This is a genomic window from Streptomyces sp. NPDC012794, assembly GCF_042901085.1.
GTDB lineage: Bacteria > Actinomycetota > Actinomycetes > Streptomycetales > Streptomycetaceae > Streptomyces.
This window is the reverse complement of the sequence record NZ_JBIBCI010000004.1, coordinates 318,768-338,499: the sequence shown is the minus strand read 5'-3', so window position 1 is coordinate 338,499 and position 19,732 is coordinate 318,768. Positions and strand designations below refer to the sequence as shown.

The 19,732-nt window shown below is 73.8% G+C and carries 15 protein-coding genes; 4 read left to right on the top strand and 11 right to left on the bottom strand.

Annotation, left to right across the window (positions count from 1 at the left end):
- Window positions 1-93: 93 nt before the first annotated feature.
- A complete protein-coding gene (locus tag ACFY7H_RS10165) occupies window positions 94-1,815 on the top strand; it encodes a carbohydrate-binding module family 20 domain-containing protein (protein ID WP_388935819.1) in 1,722 nt (573 codons plus the stop codon).
- A 38-nt stretch (window positions 1,816-1,853) separates the two neighbouring features.
- Complete coding sequence (pulA, locus tag ACFY7H_RS10160; RefSeq protein WP_388935816.1) at window positions 1,854-7,250, top strand: pullulanase-type alpha-1,6-glucosidase; 5,397 nt, start codon at window positions 1,854-1,856, stop codon at window positions 7,248-7,250.
- A gap of 75 nt (window positions 7,251-7,325) precedes the next feature.
- On the opposite strand, the gene ACFY7H_RS10155 is transcribed toward pulA, so the two are convergent.
- The 9 genes from ACFY7H_RS10155 to ACFY7H_RS10115 form a co-directional block, all read right to left on the bottom strand.
- Window positions 7,326-7,850 carry a GNAT family N-acetyltransferase gene (locus ACFY7H_RS10155; protein ID WP_388935813.1) on the bottom strand — a complete coding sequence of 175 codons (525 nt, stop codon included), beginning with the start codon at window positions 7,848-7,850 and terminating at the stop codon, window positions 7,326-7,328.
- A gap of 23 nt (window positions 7,851-7,873) precedes the next feature.
- Entirely contained in the window at window positions 7,874-8,581 is a 708-nt protein-coding gene (locus ACFY7H_RS10150) for a TetR/AcrR family transcriptional regulator (protein ID WP_388935810.1), read from the bottom strand.
- Window positions 8,582-8,635: 54 nt separating this feature from the next.
- Window positions 8,636-9,679 (bottom strand): PDR/VanB family oxidoreductase, encoded by a 1,044-nt coding sequence (locus ACFY7H_RS10145; protein ID WP_388935807.1) that lies wholly within the window; start codon window positions 9,677-9,679, stop codon window positions 8,636-8,638.
- On the bottom strand, window positions 9,676-10,578 hold the full coding sequence (locus ACFY7H_RS10140; RefSeq protein ID WP_388935804.1) for a metal-dependent hydrolase: 903 nt from the start codon (window positions 10,576-10,578) through the stop codon (window positions 9,676-9,678). The genes ACFY7H_RS10145 and ACFY7H_RS10140 overlap by 4 nt, the downstream gene beginning before the upstream one ends.
- Window positions 10,579-10,696: 118 nt before the next feature.
- Window positions 10,697-10,918, bottom strand: a complete 222-nt coding sequence (locus tag ACFY7H_RS10135) for a helix-turn-helix domain-containing protein (RefSeq protein WP_388935801.1) — start codon at window positions 10,916-10,918, stop codon at window positions 10,697-10,699.
- Window positions 10,918-11,403 (bottom strand): DUF2975 domain-containing protein, encoded by a 486-nt coding sequence (locus ACFY7H_RS10130; RefSeq protein WP_388935798.1) that lies wholly within the window; start codon window positions 11,401-11,403, stop codon window positions 10,918-10,920. Before ACFY7H_RS10130 ends, ACFY7H_RS10135 begins: the two co-directional genes overlap by 1 nt.
- Window positions 11,404-11,522: 119 nt before the next feature.
- Window positions 11,523-13,445, bottom strand: coding sequence for a hypothetical protein (locus ACFY7H_RS10125; RefSeq protein WP_388935795.1), 1,923 nt, complete (start codon window positions 13,443-13,445; stop codon window positions 11,523-11,525).
- Between the two features lie 103 nt (window positions 13,446-13,548).
- Window positions 13,549-14,343 carry a tyrosine-protein phosphatase gene (locus tag ACFY7H_RS10120; protein ID WP_388935793.1) on the bottom strand — a complete coding sequence of 265 codons (795 nt, stop codon included), beginning with the start codon at window positions 14,341-14,343 and terminating at the stop codon, window positions 13,549-13,551.
- Between the two features lie 150 nt (window positions 14,344-14,493).
- Window positions 14,494-15,078 carry a rhomboid-like protein gene (locus ACFY7H_RS10115; RefSeq protein WP_388935790.1) on the bottom strand — a complete coding sequence of 195 codons (585 nt, stop codon included), beginning with the start codon at window positions 15,076-15,078 and terminating at the stop codon, window positions 14,494-14,496.
- Between the two features lie 92 nt (window positions 15,079-15,170).
- Between ACFY7H_RS10115 and ACFY7H_RS10110 the strand changes: the two genes are divergently transcribed.
- Both ACFY7H_RS10110 and ACFY7H_RS10105 read left to right on the top strand, forming a co-directional pair.
- Window positions 15,171-16,100 carry a hypothetical protein gene (locus ACFY7H_RS10110; protein WP_388935788.1) on the top strand — a complete coding sequence of 310 codons (930 nt, stop codon included), beginning with the start codon at window positions 15,171-15,173 and terminating at the stop codon, window positions 16,098-16,100.
- A gap of 69 nt (window positions 16,101-16,169) precedes the next feature.
- The gene (locus ACFY7H_RS10105) at window positions 16,170-17,630 is read left to right on the top strand and encodes a PepSY-associated TM helix domain-containing protein (protein ID WP_388935785.1); all 1,461 of its coding nucleotides are present in this window, start codon (window positions 16,170-16,172) and stop codon (window positions 17,628-17,630) included.
- Window positions 17,631-17,697: 67 nt separating this feature from the next.
- On the opposite strand, the gene ACFY7H_RS10100 is transcribed toward ACFY7H_RS10105, so the two are convergent.
- Window positions 17,698-18,324, bottom strand: coding sequence for a winged helix-turn-helix domain-containing protein (locus ACFY7H_RS10100; RefSeq protein ID WP_388935783.1), 627 nt, complete (start codon window positions 18,322-18,324; stop codon window positions 17,698-17,700).
- Between the two features lie 363 nt (window positions 18,325-18,687).
- Window positions 18,688-19,629: a DUF6891 domain-containing protein gene (locus ACFY7H_RS10095; RefSeq protein WP_388935780.1), complete on the bottom strand. Its 942-nt coding sequence runs from the start codon at window positions 19,627-19,629 to the stop codon at window positions 18,688-18,690.
- Window positions 19,630-19,732 lie beyond the last annotated feature (103 nt).

The following is a 19,732-nucleotide window of genomic DNA, read 5'->3' as shown; positions in this document are numbered from 1 at the left end:
ATTCTGCAATCTCTTGCGCAAACTCTTGCAACACTCCTGGACGCCCCCTACGGTCGCGTGCAATCCCCACCTTCCCGCCAGGAGGACCCCCACATGGCTCGATCCGTATCCGCGCGCGCCGCCAGAGCCGCCCTGGCCGCGGCCGCGCTGGCCGCCGCCACCCTCACCGCGCAGGCGCCGCAGGCCTCCGCGGCCCCGCCCGGGGAGAAGGACGTGACCGCCGTGCTGTTCGAGTGGCGGTTCTCCGACGTCGCCACCGCCTGCACGGCCTCCCTCGGGCCCGCCGGGTACGGGTACGTCCAGGTCTCGCCGCCGCAGGAGCACGTCCAGGGCTCGCAGTGGTGGACCTCGTACCAGCCCGTCAGCTACAAGATCGCCGGGCGGCTCGGTGACCGCGCCGCCTTCAAGAGCATGGTCGACACCTGCCACGCCGCCGGCGTGAAGGTCGTCGCCGACGCCGTCATCAACCACATGGCCGGCCCGGCCGACGCCGGCGCCACCCTCACGGGCACCGGCGGGTCGACGTACGGCAAGTACGCCTACCCCGGTCTCTACTCCGGCGCCGACATGGACGACTGCCGGGCGGAGATCTCGAACTACCAGGACAAGGGCAACGTCCAGAGCTGCGAGCTGGTCAAGCTCGCCGACCTCGACACCGGCGAGGAGTACGTGCGCGGGCGGATCGCCGCGTACCTGAACGACCTGCTCTCCCTCGGCGTCGACGGCTTCCGGATCGACGCCGCCAAGCACATGCCCGCCGCCGACCTCGCCGACATCAAGTCCCGGCTGGCCAACCCGTCCGTCTACTGGAAGCAGGAGGCGATATTCGGCGCCGGGGAGGCCGTATCGCCGTCCGAATACCTCGGCAACGGGGACGTGCAGGAATTCCGCTACGCCCGGGACCTCAAGCGCGTCTTCCAGAACGAGAACCTCGCCCACCTGAAGAACTTCGGGGAGGGCTGGGGGTACATGGCCTCCGGCAAGTCCGGGGTGTTCGTCGACAACCACGACACCGAACGCAACGGCGAGACCCTCACCTACAAGAACGGCTCCCCGTACACCCTCGCCAATGTCTTCATGCTGGCCTGGCCCTACGGCTCCCCGGACGTGCACTCCGGCTACGAGTGGACCGACAAGGACGCCGGCCCGCCCAACGGCGGCACCGTGAAGGCCTGCTACTCCGACGGGTGGAAGTGCCAGCACGCCTGGCCGGAGATCTCCTCCATGGTCGGCTTCCGCAACACCGCCCGCGGGCAGGGCGTCACCGACTGGTGGGACAACGGCGGCGACCAGATCGCCTTCGGACGCGGCTCCAAGGCGTACGTCGCCGTCAACCACGAGACGGGCGCGCTGACCCGCACCTTCCAGAGCTCCCTCCCCGCCGGCACCTACTGCGACGTGCAGAGCGGCCGCGCCGTGACCGTGGACTCCGCCGGCCGGTTCACCGCCACCCTCGGAGCCGGCACCGCCCTCGCCCTGCACGTCAACGCCAAGACGTGCACCGGGACCCCGCCGGCCGCCGGAACCGGCGCCTCGTTCGCCGTCAACGCCACCACCGTCCCCGGCCAGAACATCTACGTCACCGGCGACCGCCCCGAGCTCGGCGGCTGGAACACCGCCGCCGCCCTCAAGCTCGACCCGGCCGCCTACCCCGTGTGGAAGCTCGACGTGGCCCTCCCGGCCGGGACCTCCTTCGCCTACAAGTACGTCCGCAAGGACGCCTCCGGGAACGTCACCTGGGAGAGCGGGGCCAACCGCAACGCCACCGTCCCCGCCAACGGCAAGGTCACGCTGACCGACACCTGGCGCAACTGACCCCTCCCGGCACCTCAGCCCGACCCCAAGGAGACCCCTTGACACGCCCCGCCGCAGGAGCCCTCGCCGCCGCCCTGGCCGTGACGCTCCTGCCCGCCCTCCCCGCGGCCGCCGCCGCGCAGGCCCCGGCACCGCCCTCGGACGCCAGACTCGCCGCGGAGTCCGCCCGCCACGACCTGACCCGGGAGCAGTTCTACTTCGTGCTCCCGGACCGGTTCGCGAACGGCGACCCGCGCAACGATCGGGGCGGGCTGACCGGAGGCCGGCTGGAGACCGGCCTGGACCCCACGGACAAGGGCTTCTACCAGGGCGGGGACCTCAAAGGGCTCACCGACCGGCTCGACTACATCAAGGGGCTCGGCACCACCGCCATCTGGCTGGCGCCGATCTTCAAGAACCAGCCCGTGCAGGGCGCGGGTGCCGACGCTTCCGCCGGCTACCACGGCTACTGGATCACCGACTTCACCCAGGTCGACCCGCACTTCGGGACCAACGCCGACCTGGAACGGCTCATCGACAAGGCGCACGGGAAGGGGATGAAGGTCTTCTTCGACGTCATCACCAACCACACCGCCGACGTCGTCGACTACCGCGAGGGTTCGCACGACTACCTGTCCAAGGGGGCCTTCCCCTACCTGACCAAGGACGGGGTCCCCTTCGACGACGCGGACTACGCCGACGGGAAGAAGAAGTTCCCCGCCACCGGACCGGGCTCCTTCCCCCGCACCCCCTACGTGCCCGACGCGAAGAAGGACCTCAAGGTCCCCGCCTGGCTCAACGATCCGGCGATGTACCACAACCGGGGCGACTCCACCTTCGCCGGGGAATCCTCCGGACACGGCGACTTCTCCGGCCTCGACGACCTGTGGACCGAGCGCCCCGAGGTCGTCAGCGGGATGGAGAAGATCTACGAGAAGTGGGTCAGGGACTACGAGATCGACGGCTTCCGCATCGACACGGTCAAGCACGTCAACACCTCCTTCTGGACCCAGTGGGCCACCGCCCTCGACGCGTACGCCGCCAAGCGTGGCCGCGAGGACTTCTTCATGTTCGGCGAGGTGTACTCCGCCGACACCGCCGTCACCTCCCCGTACGTCACCCGCGGCCGCCTCGACGCCACCCTCGACTTCCCGCTCCAGGACGCCATCCGCGCGTACGCCTCCCAGGGCGCGCCCGCCGGCCGGCTGGGGTCCGTACTCGCCGAGGACTACCGGTACACCACCGACAAGGCCAACGCCTACGAGCAGGTGACCTTCCTCGGCAACCACGACATGGGCCGCTTCGCCCACTTCCTGAAGCAGGACCGGCCCGCGGCGGGGGAGCGGGAGCTGCTCGACCGCTACCGGCTCGCCAACGAGCTGATGTTCCTCTCCCGCGGCAACCCGGTGATCTACTCCGGCGACGAGCAGGGCTTCACCGGCTCCGGCGGTGACAAGGACGCCCGCGCACCCCTGTTCGCCACCCGCGTCGCCGACTACCTGGACGACGACCAGCTCGGAACGGCGCGCACGCACGGGAGCGACGCCTACGATCCGGAGCACCCGCTCTACACGCAGATCAGTGCTCTCTCTAAGCTGACCAAGGCCCACCCGGCCCTGCGCGACGGCATCCAGAGCGAGCGCCTCGCCGACGGCTCCGCCTACGCCTTCGCCCGCACCGACCCCAAGACCCGCACCGAGTACCTGGTCGCCACCAACAACAGCGGCACCGCCCGCACCGTCGACATCGACGCCCCGCCCGGCGCCCGCTACCGCCCCCTGTACGGAGCCACCGGCCCCGGCGGCACCCCCTACGCGGGCCCCGCCCCGGTCACCGCCTCGCCCGCCGGCAAGCTCACCGTGAACCTGCCCGCCCTCGGCGCCGTCGTCCTCCAGGCCACCGCCCCCCTGCCCGCCCCGGCCGCCCGGCCCGCCCTGACCCTCAAGGCCCCCGCCCCCGGCGCCACCGGCACCGTCGAGCTGTCCGCCGACGTCACCGGCGGCGGCCCCGGCGCCCTCACCCGCGTCGTGTTCGCCGCCCAGACCGGCACCGGCCGCTGGGAGGTCCTCGGCTCCGCCGACCACGCCCCCTACAAGGTCACCCAGACCATCGACCCGGCCACCCCGGCCGGCACCCCCCTGCGCTACAAGGCCGTCGCCGTCGACTCCGCCGGCCGCACCGCCGCCGCCCTCGCCGCGTCCGCCACCGGGCAGACCCCGCCGCCCACCGTCCCCACCGCCACCCAGCGCGACTACGCCGTCGTCCACTACAACCGCCCCGACGGCGACTACACCGGCTGGCGGCTCTACGCCTGGGGCGACATCGCCGAAGGCGAAGCCACCCCCTGGCCCGAGGGACACCCCTTCACCGGCCGTGACGCCTACGGCGCCTTCGCGTACGTCCGCCTCAAGCCCGGCGCCTCCTCCATCGGCTACCTCGTCATCGACAAGGACGGCAACAAGGACGTCGCCGCCGACCGCACCCTCGACGTCACCAGGACCGGCGAGATCTGGCTGGAACAGGGCAAGGAGCCTGTCCGCACCGACCGCCCCGCCCAGCCGCCCCAGGACCGGACCAAGGCCGTCCTGCACTACCAGCGCCCCGACGGCGCCTACGACGGCTGGGGCCTGCACGTGTGGACCGGCGCCGCCAACCCCACCGACTGGTCCAAGCCGCTGCTCCCGGCGCGCACCGACTCCTACGGCGCCGTCTACGAGGTCCCCCTCGCCCCCGGCGCCACCAGCCTCAGCTACATCCTCCACAACGGCGACCAGAAGGACCTTCCCGCCGACCAGTCCCTCGACCTGAAGACCACCGGCCACGAGGTGTGGATGCTGGGCGGCCGCGAGAAGTACCTCCTCCCGCAGCCCGCGGGCTCCGCCGCCGCCCTGGACCTCACCAAGGCGGAGGCCGTCTGGATCGACCGCGACACCCTCGCCTGGAACGCCCCGCCGGCGGCCGCCTCCCTCCAGCTCCTCGCCTCCCGCGACGGCCGGATCACCGCGCAGAACGGCATCCTGAGCGAGAACGGCGCCCAGTGGCTGCGGCTGGTCCGCTCCCAGCTCACCCCCGCCCAGAAGCAGAAGTTCCCGCACCTGGCGGCGTACACCGCCCTCACCGTCGACCCCCGCGACCGCGACCGGGTACGCGAAGCCCTGCGCGGCCAGCTCGTCGCGAGCGCCCGCACCGCGAACGGGGCGGTGCTCGCCGCCACCGGCGTCCAGCTCGCCGGAGTCCTCGACGACCTCTACGCGGCGAACGCCGGCGACAAGGCCCTCGGCCCCGTCTTCAAGGACGGCCGCCCCACCCTCTCCGTCTGGGCCCCCACCGCCCAGCAGGTCTCCCTGGAGATCGACGGCCGCACCGTTCCCATGCGCCGCGACGACACCACCGGCATCTGGTCGGTGCGCGGCGAACGCTCCTGGACCGGCAAGCCCTACCGCTACGCCGTCACCGTCTGGGCCCCCAGCACCCGCCAGATCGTCCGCAACCTGGTCACCGACCCCTACTCCACCGCCCTGACCACCGACTCCACCCACAGCCTGGCCGTCGACCTGGCCGACCCCCGGCTCGCCCCGCCCGGCTGGAAGGACCTGCGCAAGCCCGCGCCCGTCCCCTTCACCGGCGCCCAGATCCAGGAACTGCACATCCGTGACTTCTCCGTCGCGGACGCCACCAGCGGACACCCCGGCCAGTACCTGGCCTTCACCGACACCGGCTCGGCCGGCATGCGGCACCTGCGCGAGCTCGCCGCCGCCGGCACCTCGTACGTCCACCTCCTGCCCGCCTTCGACATCGGCACCATCCCCGAGGACCCCGAGGACCGCACCAAGCCCGCCTGCGACCTCAAGGCGTACGCACCGGACTCCGAGGAACAGCAGGCCTGCGTGGCCGCCGCCGCCGCGAAGGACGCCTACAACTGGGGCTACGACCCGCTGCACTACACCGTCCCCGAGGGCTCGTACGCCAGCGACCCGAACGGCACCGCGCGCACCGTCGAGTTCCGCAGGATGGTCCAGTCCCTGAACGGCGCCGGCCTGCGCACCGTCATGGACGTGGTCTACAACCACACCGTGGCCTCCGGCCAGTCGGACAAGTCGGTCCTCGACCGCATCGTCCCGGGCTACTACCAGCGCCTCCTGCCCGACGGGACCGTCGCCACCTCCACCTGCTGCGCCAACACCGCGCCCGAGAACGCCATGATGGGCCGTCTCGTCGTGGACTCCGTCGTCACCTGGGCCAAGCAGTACAAGGTCGACGGCTTCCGCTTCGACCTGATGGGCCACCACCCGAAGGCCAACATCCTCGCCGTCCGCAAGGCCCTCGACGAGCTGACGCCCGCCAAGGACGGGGTCGACGGCAAGAAGATCGTCCTCTACGGGGAGGGCTGGAACTTCGGCGAGGTCGCCGACGACGCCCGCTTCGTCCAGGCCACGCAGAAGAACATGGCCGGCACCGGCATCGCCACCTTCTCCGACCGCGCCCGCGACGCCGTGCGCGGCGGCGGCCCCTTCGACGAGGACCCCCGCGTCCAGGGCTTCGCCTCCGGCCTGTTCACCGACCCCAACGGCTCCCCGGCCAACGGCACCCCCGCCGAGCAGCGCACCCGCCTGCTGCACGCCCAGGACCTGCTGAAGGTCGGCCTCTCCGGCAACCTCGCCGGGTACGCCTTCACCGACTCAGCGGGCCGCCGCACCAAGGGCTCCGAGGTCGACTACAACGGCGCCCCGGCCGGCTACGCGGCGACTCCCGGGGACGCCCTCGCCTACGCCGACGCCCACGACAACGAGTCCCTGTACGACGCCCTCGCCTACAAGCTGCCCGCCGCCACCTCCACCGCCGACCGGGCGCGCATGCAGGTCCTGGCCATGGCCACGGCCGCGCTGTCCCAGGGCCCGGCCCTCTCCCAGGCGGGCACCGACCTGCTCCGCTCGAAGTCGCTGGACCGCAACTCCTACGACAGCGGCGACTGGTTCAACGCCCTGCACTGGGACTGCCGCGACGGCAACGGCTTCGGCCTCGGCCTGCCGCCCGCCGCCGACAACCGCGCCAAGTGGCCTTACGCGAAGCCCCTGCTGAGCGGCCCGGTCCCCGGCTGCGCGGAGATCCGGGGCGCCTCGGCCGCCTACCGCGACCTGCTGCGGATCCGTACGACGGAAAGCGCGTTCGCCCTCACCACCGCCGAGGCGGTGCAGCAGAGGCTGTCCTTCCCGCTCTCCGGGCCGCAGGAGAGCCCGGGCGTCCTCACCATGGCCCTCGGCGACCTGGTGGTGGTCTTCAACGCCACCCCCGCCGACCAGCACCAGCGCGTCCCCGCCCTCGCGGGAACCGGCTACGCCCTGCACCCGGTGCAGGCGGGCGGCTCGGACCCGGCGGTGAAGCGGTCGGCGTACGACCCGGCGACGGGGGAGTTCACCGCCCCGGCGCGCACGGTCGCGGTGTTCAAGCGGGCCTGACCACCACCCGCGCACGACAGGACGGCGGTGCCGGAGTTCCTCCGGCACCGCCGTTCCGCGTCCCGGGCGGCCGGTTCAGACGTCGAGGCGCCGCTCCAGCAGGACCACCCCGTACACCCGCCCGTCCCCGGCCTGCTTCGAGGGGAACTCGCCGACCACCCGGTAGCCCGCGCTCCGGTAGTACGCCAGCAGCCTCGGGTTGCTCGACACGCAGTCCAGGCGCGCCCGCTCCCGGCCCGTCCGGGCGATCCGGTGCTCGGCGTGCTCCAGGATCCGCATCCCCGCCCCGGCCGGTGCGGCCTTCCGCTCCACCATCAGCCGGTGCACGTATCCCGCGACCGGGGGCTGTACGCCCCAGGCCTCCTCGTCGGACCACCAGAGCTCGTAGGCGCCCACGACGCGCCCGTCGGCGTCCTCGGCGAGCCAGACCTCACCGTCGCGCATGCGCGCGCGGAAGTGTTCGGCGTCCTTCTCTCCCGGCTTCCACTGGTCGATCCCCCGCCCGAGCATCCACCGGGCGGCCTGGTCGTACAGCTTCACCAGCGTGCCGGCGTCCTTCTCCGCGGCCGGCCGGAACAACATCCCGTCGTCAATGATCACGCCTGGCATTATCGCCAGCGGCGTCACTCGCCCCGGCGGGGTCCCGGCACCAGGGCCACCAGCCGCCCGACCAGTTCCCCGAAGGGCCCGTCGGCCGGCTCGTCCGCCAGGATCCGTACGAGAATCCCCGCCATCTCCGCGTCGTACGCGGCGCTCACCGCCGCCAGCGCGGCGAAGTCGTGCACCAGCTGGAGTTCCAGTTCGCCCCGGGGGATGCGGCGCCCGTCCAGCCACAGCAGCGCCGTGGACTCGGCCAGCGACACCCAGGACCGCACGACGAGCTCCAGCCGGGCCGGCGGGTCCTGTACGCCGATGTGGACGAGGATCTGCTCGTACGCGGCCTGCCGCACCTCGTCGATCATCGCGTTGGCCCGGCTGCTGCCCGCCGCGGGACCGCCGCGCAGCAACGCCGAGAAGCCGGGCCCGTGTTCGTCGACGAAGGCGAAGTACCGCCCCATCACCCGCAGCAGCCGGAGCCCCAGCGGGCCCTCCTGCGGTTCGACGAAACGCTGCGCCAGCTCGTCGGCGGCCCGCCGCAGCGCTGCCTCGTACAGGCTGAGCTTGCCCGGGAAGTAGTGGTAGACGAGCGGGCGGGATATCCCGGCGGCCGCCGCGATCTCGTCGATCGACACGTCGTCGGGGGAGCGGTGGCTGAACAGCTCCAGGGCCACCCCGATCAGCTGTTGCCGCCGCTCCTCGACACCCATCCTGCGTCGCACCCCGGTTGTCATGCCGACACCCTACTTCCCGTGCGGGGGTGGGCCGTACGGGTGAGGGCCCCGCCGCTACAGGTCCAGTACGAGCCGGTCCGAGGCCGCGCGGGAGACGCACAGCAGCATCGAGCCGGCGCGCTCCCCGTCGGTGAGGAGTCCGTCCCGGTGGTCCACCCGGCCCGCCAGGACCCGGTGCCGGCAGGTTCCGCAGAAGCCCTGCCCGCAGGAGTACGGGGTGTCGGGCAGGACCCGGCGCACCGCCGTGAGCGTGGACTCGTCGGGGGCGACCTCGACGGTGCCGCCCGTGCGGGCGAGTTCCACCGTGAAGGGCTTCGCCCCGGCCGGCGCCGCCGCCGCGAAGCGCTCCAGCCGGACCGCGCCCGGGTCCGGGACGGCCGCGGTGACCGCCCGCATCAGGGGCTCCGGGCCGCAGCAGTAGACGAGGGTGCCGGGCCGTATTCCGGCCAGCGGGCCCAGGTCGGGCAGGCCCGCCTCGTCCGCGGCGGTGACCGTCACCCGGTCCCCGTAGGCGGCCAGTTCGGGCAGGAACGGCATCGAGGCGCGCGAGCGGCCGCCGTACAGCAGGGTCCAGTCGGCGCCGGCGGCGGTCGCCGCGCGGAGCATCGGCAGGACCGGGGTGATGCCGATGCCGCCCGCGACGAAGGCGTACGAGTCCGCGGGCTCCAGCTCGAACCGGTTGCGCGGCGCGCGCAGTTGCAGCCGGGTGCCCTCCACCAGCCGCTCGTGCACCTCGCGCGAGCCGCCGCGGCCGTCCTCGACGAGCCGGACGGCGATCGTCCAGCGCCCCGCCTCGGCGGGGTCCCCGCACAGCGAGTACTGGCGCACCAGCCCCGAGGGCAAGGTCAGGTCCACGTGCGCGCCCGGGGTCCAGGACGGCAGTTCCTCCGACTCCAGCACCAGCCGCAGCACCCCCTCGGCGGGCTCGGTGCGGGAGACGATCACGGCATGCAGCGCCCGGCGAGGGGAGTACCCAGACACCGGGTTCTCCAGTGCGGGCAGGGGCCACAGGGGGGAGCGGCCGATCCGCCTGAGCAGCGCGCGCCGGGCCAGGACGGCGGCCCCCGCCACCGCCGTGACGGCCAGTGCCCGCCTCACGGCCGCACCCCGCCGTTGGCGCCGGGCGAGGAGGCCAGGTAGGCCTGCGCCTGGGCGGTCGAGCCTTCCTGCGAGGGGTGGTACGTACGGGAGAGGTAGGTCGGGATGGAGCGGGCCATCGCCCGCGCCGAGGGGAGGACGCCCTTGCGGCCGGCCCGCAGGAACTGCCCGTAGGAGGCCTTGGCGCCCGGCAGGTGGGGGTCGTTCTCCATGAAGAAGCGGGCGCCGCGCTGCCAGAGGAAGAGCAGGGCGGCGAAGCCGGTGGCCCAGGTCCGCACCCGGCGGCGGTAGTTGCCGTCGAGGTGCATGAAGAGGTCGAAGGCGACCGACCGGTGCTCGACCTCCTCCGCGCCGTGCCAGCGCAGCAGGTCCAGCATCATCGGGTCGGCGCCGCGCCGGTCCAGTTCCTCCGCGTTGAGCACCCAGTCGCCCAGGAACGCGGTGTAGTGCTCGATCGCGGCGATCATCGCGACCCGTTCCTTGAGCCACCACGTGCGGACCCGGCCCGGGGGCAGGGTCCGGTCGCCGAGGAGCTTCTCGAAGAGCCAGTCCACCTGGGCGGTGTAGGGGGTCGGGTCGAGGCCGAGGCGCCTGAGGTGGGGGAGGACGTCGTCGTGCGCGGCGGCGTGCATCGCCTCCTGCCCGATGAAACCGATGACGTCCGCCCGCAGCCGTTCGTCCTCGATGTGGGGGAGGGCCTGCTTGTAGACGTGGACGAACCAGCGCTCGCCGGCGGGCAGCAGCAGGTGCAGCACGTTGATGGTGTGCCCGGCGAAGGGCTCGCCGGGCAGCCAGTGCAGCGGGGTGTCCTCCCAGGAGAAGGAGACGTTGCGGGGCGCGAGGTCCGTGTGTTCCGACGCCACGGGGGCGGGGGCGGGGGCGGGCGGCCTATTAGACATGGCGTCAATGTACTGATGGGTACCCGTCAGGAAAACCCCTCTGCGTCCCCGGACCGCCCGGCCCGGGTGCGCCGCCCGGGGTGGGCCCTGGGTGGGCCCTGGATGGGCCCGGGGTGGGTCATCCGCCCCCGGGGTCCTCGGCCTCCCAGCGCAGCAGGTCGCCGGGCTGGCACTCCAGCACCTCGCACAGCGCGGCGAGCGTCGCGAAGCGCACCGCCTTGGCGCGCCCGTTCTTGAGCACCGCCAGATTGGCGGGAGTGATCCCCACCCGGTCCGCGAGCTCGCCCACGGACATCTTCCGCCGGGCCAGCATCACGTCGATGTCCACGGTGATCGGCATCAGATCACCTCGTCCAGCTCGGCCCGCAGCCGCGCGGCCTCGACGTCGCGCGCGACGGCCTGGGCGAGCAGCATCCGCAGGACGAGCACGATGAGCGCCACTCCCAGGATGGCCACCCCGACCCCGCCCATGATGACGGTGACGCCCGGATCCTCCCGCTGGCCCGGCGCGTTGAGGGCCGTGACCGCGAACCACAGGAGGGCGGCCGCCACGATCGCGCCGGTCACGGCGTCCACGTACCGGAAGGCGGCATCGGAGAAGACCGTCCCGCGGCGCACCATCGTCACCAGCCGCCCGACGCAGACCAGCGCGACCTGGGCCGCCACCATGCCCAGGATCGTGATCACCCGCAGCGGGGTCAGCGGGAGCGGCCCGTCCTCCGGATCGGCGGCCAGCGCCCAGACCATGGACACCTGGACGAACACGGTGCCGGTGAGCACCACCGCGAGCACGGCACGCAGTGCAGCCACTGTCAGCTTTCCCATGGCACGTCCTTCCATCGAGTCACGATGGAAACCTATCGAGTTTCGATAGGTCAGGCAAGGGGTGAGCCGGAGAACCGGGCGGCGAGGAGGCCCGGGCGGGACCGTGACGCCAGGCCGGCCTAGCGGAGCACCCCCGCCTTGCTGCCGTCCGTGAGCTTGCCCGACAGGTCCACCTGCGCGCCCTCCGGCGCCTTCAGGGCCAGCCGGTTGCCGTTCGCGCTGCCGCTCACCCCGGCGCCCGACGCCGACAGCGAGGTGAACTGCGCGCTGCCCGCCGCCAGTACGTACCACTGCCCCGCCCGGGACTTCCACAGCACGCCCGCCAGCACCCGCGGCTCCCGGGGCCCGCACGCCGGGGACCCCTCCGCCTTGGCCGCCTGGACCGCCAGCGGCGCCCCCGGCGCCAGGAACTGGGCCTGCACCCGGTCCGTCGTGCCCTGCCAGGTCTCGGCCCGGGTGCACAGCCAGGTGGCCGTCCCGTCGCCCTCGGGCAGCGGCTGCTTCGCGTACGTCCAGGCATTGACGGAACGCACCCCGTGCGAGCGCACCGACGGCAGCAGGCACGCCGTCTTCGACCACTCGCCGAGCTCCGCCGCCTCCGTCACGTCCCGCGCGGTGCCTGGCGCGCCCGACGTGAGCCGGGCCGCGGTCAGTTCGCCCAGGTCGGTCACCAGCCGGGTGGCGCCGGCGCCGGTCAGGGACAGCGCGCTCCAGCTGGTGCAGTCGCCGTTCGGGGCGGGACCCAGCACCGGAGGGGTGACCCCGTCCGGGGTGAGCTTCAGCGGGGCCGCCTGCTCCCCGGGCTTGAGCAGGTCGCGCAGGGCGGCGCCGGTCACCCAGGGGGCCGTCAGATAGCGGACGTTGCCGTCGACCCGGCTCAGGACCAGGGCGGTCGCGGTGTCCGCCGTCGCCCCGTCGGCCCGGGCGAAGTCGAGGGCGGCGCCCGCCGTCCCGTTGCGCGGCTCCGCGTACCGCACCACGCGCAGCCCGTCGTACAGCAGGACCACCACGGCCTGGTCGACCGTGCCCGCGAACAGCAGCTGCGCCGGCCCCATCGGCGGCCCCGACGGGGTGCCCGGGGTCGCCGAGACCACCACCTCCCTGCCGGGCCGGGCCCACACCGAGAGCGCCCGGCGCAGCAGCTCCGCGTCCTGGGCGCGGTCACCGCGCGCCGGCCAGGCGGAGTAGTCCGTACGGGAGGACGTACGCCACACCGTGGGCGCGACCCGCACCAGCTGCGCCGGATCCAGGGCCTGTTCCGCCGCGGCGTTGCGCGCGTACAGCGGAGCGGAGGGGCCGTCCGAGCCCCAGCCCCCGCCCGGCAGCGCCAGCAGCGCCCCGCACACCGCGAGCGCGGCCGCGGCCGCCAGCCCGGCCCGCGCGAACCGGCGCCGCCGCAGCAGGTCGGTGGGCCGGGCCTGGAGCACGCACGGGTCGAACTCGGGGGAGGCGAACAGCCCGTCGTGCGCCGGGTCCCCGGACTCCGCGACCGCCGCCGCCGGGTCGGCGACCCCGGCCTCCGCGAGCACCCGGAGTACGTCCGGCTCGGCCAGCCCCTCCAGCGCCCGCAGTGCGCAGGCGGCCCGGCCCGGTCCGTTCAGGGTGGCCAGCCACTGGTCCAGGGCCAGCTCCTCGGCCCCGCCCGCGCGCGGGAACAGCCGCAGCCCCCAGACCTGGGGCAGCAGCGCGGGCAGCTGCCCGCGCAGCGGGAGCGCCTTGAAGGTCAGCGGGATCCCCGCCTCCAGGGCGGAGCGCAGCACGCGCAGCCGGACGTACGCGTAACCGGACTCGGGCCCGCCCAGCCCGCCGCGCTGCGCCGGCACCCCGCCCTGCACGGCTGCCGGGTCGGAGCCCCGCCGGCCGCGCGGCAGCGCCCGCTGGGTCAGCGAATGGGCGGTGAGCACCCGCCGGTTGCGGCCGAGCGCGGGCGGCAGCACCAGGTAGGCGAGCCGCACCAGCCGCGGGTAGTGCTCGACGATCGCGGCCTCGGCCTGCTCGACGTCGGGGGTCAGGGGTCGGGTGGCGGTATCCGGCGCAGTCACGTTCAGCAGAACGAGCGAATCATCGGATGGTCACCCACCCTCGCTTGCCCGTTCGAGTGAATTCCGTGCTCCGAGGTGTACGAGGTACCGCGCCCGGAGCGGCTCAGGCCGTCAGCCTGGCGCGCAGCGCCGCGACCGTCTCCTCGGACACCCCGAGGCCCTCGTGCACGTACTTCTCCATCGAGCCGTAGCGGACGCGGATCTCGTCCAGGCCGGCCTCCAGGTAGGAGGGGAACACCCCGATCAGTGCCAGCGCGATGTCCGGGTCGCCGCCCGAGGCGGTGAAGCCCTCGATCAGCGGGGCGAAGGCCTGCCTGACCGCCGGGTTCACCGCCAGGTACTCGGCCATCAGGGTGTCCTCGTCGGCGCCGAGCAGCGCGAGGATCAGCGTGGCGCCCCAGCCCGTACGGTCCTTGCCCGCCGTGCAGTGGAAGAGCAGCGGGCCCGCGTCGGGGTCGGCGGCCTCGGTGAGCAGCGTGCGGTACGCGGTGTGCGCGGAACCGGTGCTGACGAAGGAGCGGTATACGGACCCGAACAGGGCCCGCGCCTTGCCGCCGCCCAGGTGTTCCTCGGCCACGATCGGGTCGGCGAGGAGGTCCTTGAGCTGGGTGGCGGCGGGCATCCGGTGGTCGCTCATCTTGTCGGCGAGCACGTCGCGCACCAGGAGCCGGACCCCGTCGGGTATCCGGTCCGGGTGGTCCGCCCGCTCGGCGTCGCTGCGCAGGTCGATGACGGTCCGCAGCCCCAGCGCCGCCACCGCCGGGTCGGCGTCGAGGTCGAGCCGGTCCAGCGCGCCCGAGCGCAGGACGAGGCCGGGGCGGACGGTGCGGCCGCCGGCGAGCGGGGTGCCCCCGAGGTCGCGGAGGTTGGCGACGGTGGTGGCGGGGGTGGCGGTCATCGTGGCGGCTCCAGCGGGGTGGCTTGCTCGGGGGAAGTGGCGTGCGCGGGGCGCTGTGCTCGGGGGTGTGCGGGGGCGGCGTACTCGGGTGGGTGGGTGGCGGCGTGTGCGTGTGGTGGCACGCCGTCCCTCCCGATCGGGATAATTCGGTCAGATGTGAGCGATTTTCCGATGTTTCGAACCGGAAAGACAATCGAAGGCGGCCGACAGGCCTATCCCCAGACCGAGCGCCACGAGGTGGCCCGCGTCGGTGAAGGTCCGCCCGCGCCGCAGCACCGGCTGTGCGGCGACCGCCAGCAGGCCCGCCCGGGCGCTGTTGCGCACCGCCCCGCGCGGCAGAGCCGAGGTCAGGGCGCCGAGGACCGCGTTGAACCCGTAGCTCGTGCCCACGTCCAGGGCCCGGCGGGTCTGCCGGTCGGCGGTGCGGCGCAGGGCCCCGTAGACCAGGAGCGTCGCCGTGGTGTGCCCGAAGAGGAAGACGGCGGCCGTCCACCACGCCCCGTACGCGTACTCCGCGTAGCCCAGCACCGCGACCAGCAGCAGTGCGTACGCCAGCGGCATGGGTTCCTCGACCACACAGGCGCTGCTCAGCAGCGTCTCCCAGCGGCCGGCGGCGAGGTTGTCGACGTTCGTCGAGCAGCCGCGCAGCACCCGTTCCCGCTCGACCGGATCCAGCCGGTCCAGGGCGTGGGCCCCGAGCTGGACCGCGCCCGCGTAGACCGCTCCGAGCGGCACTGACCATGACCATGGCGATGGGTTCACCGGTCCATGATCGGGCACGGCCCTCCCGCGCGCGGCGGCGGGCCCCGTGAGACCATGACCGGAACATGACTGGATCCCCCTCCCGTGCGCCGATGCGCGGCACGCGGGCCGCGATGTTCGCGGCCGTGTGCGTGGCATTGGGCGCGATGGGGCATTCGTACATGTCCGGGATGGATGTCCCTTTCGGCACCCTTCTGGTCGCTTTCGCACTGACCGGGGCCCCCGCCTGGGCCGCCGCCGGACGACGCCGCGGCCCGGCCGGAATCACCGCCGCACTGCTCGCCGTACAGGGCGTCCTCCACCTCGCCTTCACCGCCGGCCAGGCCCCGGGCCGCCGGCACACCGCCCCCGCCCCGGTGCCGGCCGCGGTGCCCGAGACGATGCCCGGTCACCACCACGTGCCCGGCATGCCGATGGACGCCCCCCTGGGCGGCGCCACGGCCACCGCCGGCACGGACGCGGTGGTGGGCGCGGCTGAGCTCCCCACCATGGGTGACATGGCCGACATGGCCGGGCACGGCGGCCTCGGGATGATCGCCGCGCACGTCCTCGCCGGGCTCTTCTGCGCCGCCTGGCTCGCCTGGGGCGAGGCCGCCGTCTTCCGCCTCGCCGGGGCCCTCGGCGCCACCGCGCTGCTGGCCGCCCGGCCGGTCGCCCGCGCGCTCGCGCTGCTGCGCACCCGGGTGGCCCCCCTGCCGGCCCCGCCCGCGCACCACCCTCCGTACGAACGCCCGCGCCGGCTGCGCGGAGCCGTACACGCCCACACCGCGGTCCGCCGAGGCCCGCCCGGGTGGCGAGACACCCGCACCACGGCCCCGAGGCCGTGCCGCCAGAGCCCCGCCCGGCCGACGGCCCCCGCCGCGTACGCCCACCGCGTCGCCGCGGGCCGCCGGTGCGCCCCTTCGCGCGCGCACGCACCGGGCACCACCGGCCCCGCCCGCGGGGCGGCCGGAGGCCTTCCGGCGGCACCCGTTCCGCACCCCGCGCACGCCTGACCGTCGCGTTCCCGGGCGACGGACGAGACCTGGGGCCGGTCCCCCGTTTCGCCGAATCCCAGGACCGACATGTCCCTTGACGAGCTCCAAGAAGACCCCGCCCAGGACTCCGGAACACCGGCCGGGCCCGCCCGCCGCACGGCCGGCGGCTGGGCCGCGCTGCGGCCGCTGCTGCTGCGCGTGCACTTCTACGCGGGGTTGCTGATAGCCCCGTTCCTCTTCCTCGCGGCCGCCACCGGCCTGCTGTACGCGGGCTCCTGGCAGGCCGAGCGCATCCTCTACTCCCACGAGCTGACCGTCGACAGCGTCGGCGAGCGGGCCGTACCGCTCAGCACCCAGGTGAAGGCCGCCCAGAGTGCCGCCCCCCAGGGCAAGGTGCTCGGCGTGTGGCCCGCGCCCGAGGAAGACGCGACCACTCGGGTGATCATGGAGGACCCGGGCCTGGCCGAGGGCGAGTCCCTCACCGTCTTCGTCGACCCCTACACCGCCGACGTGCGCGGACAGCTGACCACCTCCGGTGACGCGCTGCCCCTGCGGGCCTGGCTGAGCGAGTTCCACGCGAGCCTCCAGCTCGGGGAGTTCGGCCGCAACTACAGCGAACTCGCCGCCAGCTGGCTCTGGGTGGTCGCGCTCGGCGGCCTCGCCCTGTGGATCGGGCGCCGCCGCGGCCGCAAGGCCGACCTCGTCCTTCCCGACCGCAAGGCCACCGGCCGCCGCAAGACCCTCTCCTGGCACGGAACCGTCGGCCTGTGGGCCGCCGCCGGACTCGTCGGCCTCTCCGTGACCGGCCTGACCTGGTCGAACTACGCCGGTGAGAACATCGGACGGCTCCAGGACCGGCTCGGCGGCGCCACCCCCGCCGTCGCGGCCACGCTCCAGCCGGGCACGGCCGCCGGCACCGGCGCCGACGGCGGCGACGAACACGCCGGGCACGTCATGACCGACGGCATGGAGATGCCCCCGCCGGCCCCCGTCACCGACATCGGCATCGACAGGGCCGTGGCCGCCGCCCGCGCCGCCGGCGTCACCGAGAGCCTGCGCGTGACCCTGCCCGCCAAGGGCAAGGGCTACGTCGTCAAGGAGAACGACAAGACGCTCCCGGTACACCTCGACTCGGTCGCCGTCGACCCCGCCGACGGCCGGATCATGGACGACCTGCGTTTCGCCGACTACCCGCTCCTCGCCCAGCTCACCCGCTTCGGCATCGACCTGCACATGGGCCTGACCTTCGGCGTCGCCAGCCAGCTCGCGCTGGCCGCGCTCGCCGTGGCGGTGATGTTCCTGGTCGTGTGGGGCTACCGCATGTGGTGGATGCGCCGCCCCACCCAGGAGAGCCGGCTCTCGGTGGGCCGCGCCCAGCCGCGCGGCGCCTGGCGCAGGCTGCCGGTGACCGTGCTGCTGCCGTTCGCCTGCGCGACGGCGGTCGCCGGCTGGTTCGTCCCGCTGCTGGGCATCAGCCTGCTGGCCTTCCTCGTGATCGACCTGGCCGCCGGGTTCACCGCGCGTCGGCGCGGGACGCGCACGGCGTAGGCGGAGCTCGGACACCGGTGGGCCCGTACGCGCTCGGCCGCGTACGGGCCCACCGTCATTCCCGGTGTCAGGGCGTGTACTTGTACCCCACGCGGCGGACGGTCTGGATCGCCCCGCGGTGCGCCGCGCCCAGCTTGCGCCGCAGCCGGGCGATGTGGACGTCGACCGTGCGGCCGTCGCCGACGTGCCCGTAGCCCCACACCGTGGTCACCAGCTGGTCCCGGCTGTGCACCCGGTGCGGGTGGGCCACCAGGTGGGCGAGCAGCTCGAACTCCAGGTAGGTCAGGTCCAGCTGCTCGCCGTCGACCTCGGCCGTGCGCTGCGCGGCGTCGATCCGCACGAGCGCGTCGCCGTCGGCCGGCGGCGACGCGGGCGCGGGCCGGGCGGAGTGGGGGACCGGTCCGGCGGCGGCTCCGGCGACGGGCGCCGGGACGGACTGCGGGGCGAAGGCGATCGGCTGCTGGTCGGCCGGTACGAGGACCAGGTAGCCGACCATCGGCGGCTGACCCGGCAGCGCCGGAACGGCGTGCTGGGGCGCGGGCAGCCAGGTGGCGCCGGGCGGGAGCAGGTCCACGACCCGGGCCACCTCGTCCCGGTCCACGGCCCGCAGCCGGTGGCGCGGAGCGGGAGGGAAGGGCAGGGGGGCGGAGGTCGCGGCGGAGGTGGCGGGAGCGAAGGAACGGGTGCTCGTCATGAGTGGTCAGCTCTTTCACGCGGAGTGGTCGGCAGAAGACGTACGTGTGCATGTGCGTGTGCACGTAGTCGTTGCGTACCGCGCAGACCGAAGGCCCCGGGCGGGTCTGGTGACAGGTCCCGGAAGCTTTAGAGGGCCGGCGCGTTCTCGGCGCGGCAACACACCCGGTCGAAGTCGTGGTCCTGACGGGAGGGCCAGAACGGCTCCAGGTCGCTGCGACCTGTCGGGGAGTACGGATGGCTGGCCATGGGCGCCATTGAAGCAGAAACGGGGGCCCGGGGCAGGCGTCATCTCACTTGGTGGATCGGTATCTCACATAGTGTCGTCAACTCTTCGTCGGGCTGACACATTCCCGACAAACCGTCAGCCGGACAGCCGCTTGCGCCAGTCGAGCCCGGTCACCCGTATCGCATCGTGGGCCGAACCGTCCCACTCCCACGACAGCCCCACCCCGTCCAGCGCCGCGACCACCTCCCGGCCCACGGAGACGGTCGGCTCCTCGCCGGACGCGAAACCCCCGTAGAGCAGGTACAGGTTCCCGCCGTCGGCCGCTCCCTCGGTGCACTGCGCGTGGAAGAAGACGAACCCGCGCGCGTCCTCCTCGCCGGCGGCACGGATCTCCGCGAGGCCGCAGGAGCGGCAGCAGGCGAAGTTCTCACGCGCGGTGATCCCGGCCGCGTCGAGCGCCCCGAAGGCCCGGGCCAGCCGCTCCGGGTCGGTCTCACCCGCCCACCCGGCCTGCTCGGCGACCCGCTCCCGCCAGAGCCGGTCCACCAGCTGCGCGGCCTGCGCCCGGGACACCGGCCGGTCGTCACCGTTCACCAGGTACTCCTCGGCGTGCTCCGTCAGGGCCGCCCGGTCGTCGTACCCGCAGCGCAGCCGGCCCCGCACGGCCCCGGTCAGCTCCTCCTCGGCCTCCGGGTCCAGCGGCACCACCTCCTCCACCGGGAAGTCCAGCCGCTCCCAGACCGGCCCGCGGTCCCAGCCCGCCTCCCCGGCCGCCCAGCGGAGCATCACCTCCACCACCTCGTCCGCCGTCTCGACGAACGTCTGGAAGTGCCGCTCGGGGGTGCCGGCGCGGTGCTCCAGCTGGTAGTCGCCGCCGGTCTCGTGCCAGACCTGGACGTAGACGTCCGGATCGTCCGGGACCCGGTTCACGACGAGGAAGCGGTCACCCGCCCCGCCTATGCGCGCCACGAGCGCGGACAGCGGCTCGCGGCTGCCGGGTCCGGAGAGGTCGTGGAAGCCGCCCGGCTCGGTGTGGACTCTGACCGGCCGGATCGCGATGGGATGCGTGGGATGCATACGGACACCGTGGCACCCGCCACTGACAACGACGGCGGCGCCCGCCTCCTGGAGGGGAGGCGGGCGCCGCCGTGAGCGCTGAGCGGCCGTGCCCGCGGTCTCA